The 6000-nt window shown below is 39.8% G+C and carries 4 protein-coding genes; 1 reads left to right on the top strand and 3 read right to left on the bottom strand.

Annotated elements, in window-relative coordinates; genetic code table 11:
• Nucleotides 1–569 precede the first annotated feature (569 nt).
• Both ligA and RRG12_RS35370 read right to left on the bottom strand, forming a co-directional pair.
• Nucleotides 570–2606 (bottom strand): NAD-dependent DNA ligase LigA, encoded by a 2037-nt coding sequence (ligA, locus tag RRG12_RS35375; RefSeq protein WP_069073660.1) that lies wholly within the window; start codon nucleotides 2604–2606, stop codon nucleotides 570–572.
• Between the two features lie 156 nt (nucleotides 2607–2762).
• Nucleotides 2763–3776: a class I SAM-dependent methyltransferase gene (locus RRG12_RS35370; protein ID WP_420762440.1), complete on the bottom strand. Its 1014-nt coding sequence runs from the start codon at nucleotides 3774–3776 to the stop codon at nucleotides 2763–2765.
• Between the two features lie 115 nt (nucleotides 3777–3891).
• Here RRG12_RS35370 and RRG12_RS35365 point away from each other — a divergent pair, with 115 nt between their 5' ends.
• A complete protein-coding gene (locus RRG12_RS35365; RefSeq protein WP_420762439.1) occupies nucleotides 3892–4968 on the top strand; it encodes a glycerophosphodiester phosphodiesterase in 1077 nt (358 codons plus the stop codon).
• An 88-nt stretch (nucleotides 4969–5056) separates the two neighbouring features.
• Here RRG12_RS35365 and RRG12_RS35360 read toward each other — a convergent pair whose 3' ends face one another.
• The gene (locus RRG12_RS35360; protein ID WP_069073663.1) at nucleotides 5057–5752 is read right to left on the bottom strand and encodes a methyltransferase; all 696 of its coding nucleotides are present in this window, start codon (nucleotides 5750–5752) and stop codon (nucleotides 5057–5059) included.
• Nucleotides 5753–6000 lie beyond the last annotated feature (248 nt).

Raw genomic sequence — 6000 nt, 5'->3', positions numbered from 1 at the left:
GGTTTCAACTTAATCTAGAAACAGCTTCGCTGCGGGCTTCATAACCCGCCAGAGAATGAATTCTCTGGCTCATAGCTAAAGTCTACTGAAGTAGACTGAATATTTTTGAGGATATCTAGTCATCTTCAGATGACTTTAGCTATGAGACAGGGATTTACAATCCCTGGCGGACGTGCGGTTTCGCGTTAAGTTGACACCAATGAGCATTGCTGTGCCCCTACAGCGCGGGTTTACCGATCATCAAAGAACAATTAATAAAGACCTGAAACGACCTATTTTCGTAAATACATATAGGAATCCGCTTTGATTTCTGAACGAATTTGTGTAGACAGGCAATAGGCAATCTTGCTACAGTCAAGAAGGCTTCTTAGTTGTACTGAGTTTTTTCACCAAATCAAATATGAGTCCTATATGTGATATCAGAGTCGAAAAGATTCAGTTAGTAGGTTTTATCAGTCAACGAAATAATGCGAATTGTAGCGGTCATGCTTTCGGACTGATTGATAAATCTGGGTTAATCGCCTGGATTGGTTCACTAAATATATATTTTTCCAGGCGTTTACCTTATTTTAATCTTCAAGTATCTCTAGTAATTGTGCCTCGCTTAACTGCGTAATCCCCAAGGAAATTGCTTTTTCTAATTTAGAGCCAGCATCTTCTCCTAGCACCAAATAATCTGTTTTCTTACTCACTGAATCAGTCACTTTTCCCCCAGCTTGTTGAATCAAAGCCTTCGCTTCATCTCGCTTTAAGGTTGGCAATGTACCCGTAATTACAAAAGTTTTACCCGCAAACTTTTGATTACCATCACCAACTGTTTTTGTTTCTTCTGTGGCAGTTAATTGTAATTCTTCTGCTTGCAAGCGTTCTATCAACCTTTGGTTGGCGTCGATCCGAAACCACTGGTACACAGATTGAGCAATTTCAGCACCAATACCGTAAATGCCTTCAATGTCTGATTGCTTGGCTGTCGCTAACTGGTCTACGGTGAAATACTTCTGAGTCAACAATTGAGCATTCACACTGCCAACGTGACGAATGCCTAAACCATATAATACCCTTGACCAAGGTTGATTTTTTGATTGAGCGATCGCATCGATTAGTTTCTCTGCCGACTTTTTCCCCATCCTTTCTAATGCAGATAATTTCTCTGCTGTCAACTCATATAAATCGGCAACGGAATGCACCAATCCTTTATCAACGAGTTGATACACCAATTTTTCCCCCATGCCTTTAATATCCAAGGCATCACGACTTACCCAATGTTCTATGGAACCTTTGAGAATCGCTGCACAGGAAGCATTGACACACCGCGTCACCGCCTCACCTGATTCTCGCACCACCAATTGACCACAGACTGGGCAATGGGTGGGCATAACAAAGGGTTCGGTATCAGCAGGACGCAGTTCTTTAATTACCCTCACCACTTCTGGAATGATTTCCCCAGCTTTGCGGACAATGACAGTATCGCCAATGCGGATGTCTAATTGAGTAATGCGATCGCTATTATGTAAAGTTGCACGGGAAACTGTTGTTCCCGCTAGTTGCACAGGGCGCATCTCGGCTAATGGAGTTAACGCCCCCGTTCTCCCAACATTCACAGCAATATTTTCTACACGGGTAGGCGCTTCTTCGGCTGGGTACTTTAAAGCGATCGCCCAGCGGGGAAATTTCTGCGTAAATCCTAGCTGTTCCTGAAGCTTAAAAGAATTCAGCTTCACTACTACCCCATCAGTCATGTAGGGTAAATTCAGCCGTTCCGTATCCCAGTATTCATAATATTTTGCCACTTCTGCGATCGAGGCACACAGTTTGTGGTTAGGGTTGACTCGAAAACCCATCTTTTCCAACAACTCCAACGCTTCCCATTGGGTATTGGCAATACTGGTGTCATCTCTACCAGGAATGTGCAGGGTGTAGCCAAAGAAATCTAACCGCCGTTTAGCGACAATGCGAGAGTCTAATTGCCTGAGTGTACCAGCTGCGGCATTGCGAGGATTGGCAAATAATTGCTCACCTGCTTTTTGTCTTTCCTCGTTGATTTGTTTAAATACTTCTAAAGGCAGAAACGCCTCGCCTCGCACTTCCACTCTTTCCAGAATTTCTAACCCTTCAAAATTCAAACGCAAGGGAATTGAGCGAATTGTCCGCACATTTTGGGTGATATCTTCACCCGTCACTCCATCACCCCTAGTTGTCCCCCTAACTAGAATGCCATTTTGGTAGGTAAGAGCCAAAGCAGAACCATCAATTTTCAGTTCAGTGACATATTCCACTGATTCTATTTTTGGTAATTGTCGCCGCCAACGCTGATCCCACCCTTTCAACTCATCGATATTGAATGCATTCTCCAGACTATACAAAGGGATATTATGCCGCACCGAGGTAAACTGCGTTGCTGGTCTTTCACCCACGCGCTGAGTCGGACTATCGGGTGCTGTCAATTCTGGATATTGAATTTCCAGTTGTTGTAATTCTCGATATAGTTGGTCATAGACTGCATCCTCCATGATTGGAGTATCTAAGACGTAATAAGCATAGCTGGCTTGTTGCAATAACTGGCGCAATTCTTCTGTGCGCTTTACTTCAGGCTTAATCTGTGTCATTAGAATTGTTACAAAATATCCTAGGAATAATTTACATACTACTTTTTGAGTAAGAATTCAGCACCCAGGAGTCAGAATTTAAAAGGAATACAGTAGGATTGGTACATTTATGTATCAATTTAACTATTGTGACTCCTGTTAGCGATAGCGGGGCGTTTAGCTCATTCTGACTCCTGTTAGCGGATAGCTAAGGTTTAGCCCATTCTGACTTTTTGAGGATAGCTTAAATTCTACTAAAACCATATCTGCGGCAACAGTTCCATTAACGCGATCGCGCCCTAATTGACGAGAGAAAATTTTCCAAAATAGACTAGGATCTTTGATTATTGCTTGGAGTAGTCTCAACTTCGATACTGTTTGATTTTTGCCGAATTTAGATAAACTAAAATTGTTTGCTGCTCGTGCGATCGCAGAATTTGCCGGTGGCATATAAAATTTTATCTCACAGCCTAATTGACGTGCTAGTTCTTCGTAAGATTTTTTACTAAAACGTAGTATATGATGTGGTGGATGATTTAATATATCAAACCAATCTGATTCAACTGACATTGGTGAATAAGGAGTACTAATCAAGATACTACCCATCGGTTTCAGAACAGAAAGCATTGATGCAATAAATTCCTTTGGTTGGCTAATATGTTCCAAGCAATGAAAAGACAAGACATAGTTAAACTTTTCACTAGAAAATTTATTGTAAAAACTCTCAATTGTTTCACAATAAACTTCCAATCCTCTTTTCTGACATTGGTCAACAGATTCTAGAGTTGTATCCAAGCCAACTATACGAGTATTTGAAAGTTTTTTAGCGGCAATTTCAAGAAAATTACCTCCTCCGCAGCCCACATCTAAGACAGAAATCGAGTTTTGTCTTTCTCGCTTTTTTATTTGCTCAATAACCGCAAACCATTCCCATCTAGATTCTGGATAATAACCAACTCTTGTAGTAACCCATTGATAAAATGACTGGCTACCTGCTTCTAAAGGGAAAGCATATTCAAGTGAGCAATTTTTACATTGCTGTATTTCATAGTCTATGATTTCAATTTTTTCTGGAGGCTTTTCGGCAAAATAATCTTCTAATTCGCTGATAATATTTTTTTGAGATAATGAACGAATATGGATACCATCATGGTTGCAGACAGGACATTTATTTGAAAGATTTTCAGACATAATAAACGTTGAGTGATCTATTTCTTGATGTGTTTAGTTAGAGTTTACTATGCTTTTTATGCTCTGCTAGATTTATGTTTTCCGTAATATGGCAGTTTTTTGAGGCGGGGAAAGTATGAATAAATTTTTGCAAAATACACCTGCAATTATTATTGCACACCGAGGTGCTAGCGGCTATCGTCTAGAACATACTTTAGCTGCTTATGAATTAGGCATCGCACTAGGCGCTGATTATATTGAACTTGATTTAGTTCCCACCAAAGACGGTGTTTTAATTGCTCGTCACGAAAATGAGATTTCTGAAACCACTGATGTTGCTAACCATGCAGAATTTGCTCACCGTCAAACCACTAAAATAATTGATGGCGAATCGAAAACTGGCTGGTTTACTGAAGACTTTACCCTGGCAGAAATAAAAACACTACGAGCTAAGGAGCGAATTCCACAACTGCGTAGGCGTAGCCCGCCGCAGGCATCGCAAAATACCACCTATGATGGACTCTTAGAAATTCCTACTCTCCAAGAAATCATCGATTTAGTCAAGGTTAAAAGTGCCGAAATTAATCGGGAGATTGGTATTTACCCAGAAACTAAGCACCCAACTTACTTTCAATCTATTGGGTTAGCCTTAGAAGCACCCCTACTTGCAACTTTGACAGCCAACGGTTATCAGGGCGCTAATGCACCTGTTTTCATTCAGTCTTTTGAAGTGGGTAATTTACAAGATTTATCTACAAAGACTGATTTACCTCTGGTGCAATTGCTGAATGACAGTGGTAAACCTTATGATTTTGTGGTTAGTGGCTGCGTAGGCGTTGGCGTAGCCTCTCGTAGAGAAGCCCGCCGTAGGCATCGCACTTATGCAGATTTAGCCACTGCATCAGGTTTAGAAGAAATTTCTAAATATGCACAAGCGGTTGGGATTCATAAAAATTTACTAGTTCCGAGAGACAGCAATGGTAAATTGCAATCGCCTACATCTTTAGTCACAGATGCTCATGCGGCTGGTTTGCTGGTTCATGTCTGGACTTTCCGCAATGAAGACTGCTTTTTACCCCTGGACTTTCAAGGAAATCCCCAAGGGGAATATGAATTATTTTTCAGCTTAGGCATTGATGGCGTATTTACTGACTACCCAGATACGGCTTTTGCTGTGACTGAAAAGCTTCGCTCTAAGCTTGGTTCTCCATGAAATTCGGGAGCATAAAATCAAAATTGCAGTAATGCACAATAAGATTCCCGAATGATTAAATAAGTCGGGAATCTGAGATTTAGCATTTTCACAAACTAGTCATCACCTGAGCTAATTGATTAGATAAATCCATTACAGACTCTTGACCTTTTTTAAATAAAACGCCAGCTAAAAAATAATAATCGCCAGAATAAAATGCCATCTTGTTTTTTTGGAGTTCTTTTATGTGGTTCTTTACCTTGGGATCAGAGCTATAGTAGCCAAACTGCAAAGGTAAGACCATGAAATTTTGAACATAGTAACCATTTTGCTTGGCTAAGTTCAACGTATTGATTGGATTAGAAAAGCTAGCTATTAAAACCAACACATTTTCATAACCTAATGATAAAAGCTCGTTGGTAATTGTAGCTCCATCTATGCCTCCAAATAAGAGTGGCATATAAATATCATTATCTGGTGCGGGTAAATATGGTGGATTGGCTACAAGGTAATCGGCATGGGGTTGAGAAGAATTAAACAAAGATGAATTATGGATGATGTATTTATTGGTGAGATTGTATTCATCAATGGTTGAATTTGCAACTTTCCATGCAGAAGTATTTAACTCAAACCCCTGGATGATTCCATCAAACTTATTTCTCAATAAGGAATTAATTACAGGGCTGCCATCTCCTGAGCCAAACTCAACAATAGATTCGGAATTTTTACAATTTCTAATAACAAAGCTTTCTAAGCAGTTTGAGTAGAAATTAGATTCTTCAGGACAAAAAAAGATATCTTTCATTTGACTAAAATTCAGACGTAAGGTAGAATCAAGCTAATAGGAAATTGTTTATCAACTTGTATTAAGACAATAAAAAACTGTCCCTTTAGCAAAGAAGGCTAAAGAAATTTATTTGCAGGTGAATTAGCAATAGAACAGGAGTCAGAATTCAGACTTCAGAATACTCTACCCACAAAGGGATAGAGTTTTAAGGCGAGAATATTTTATTTTTTTGCCCACTATTCCACTCGCTTTTAAGCAATACTCGT

This window comes from Nostoc sp. CALU 546, assembly GCF_048836525.1.
This window is presented reverse-complemented; position numbering and strand designations above follow the sequence as displayed.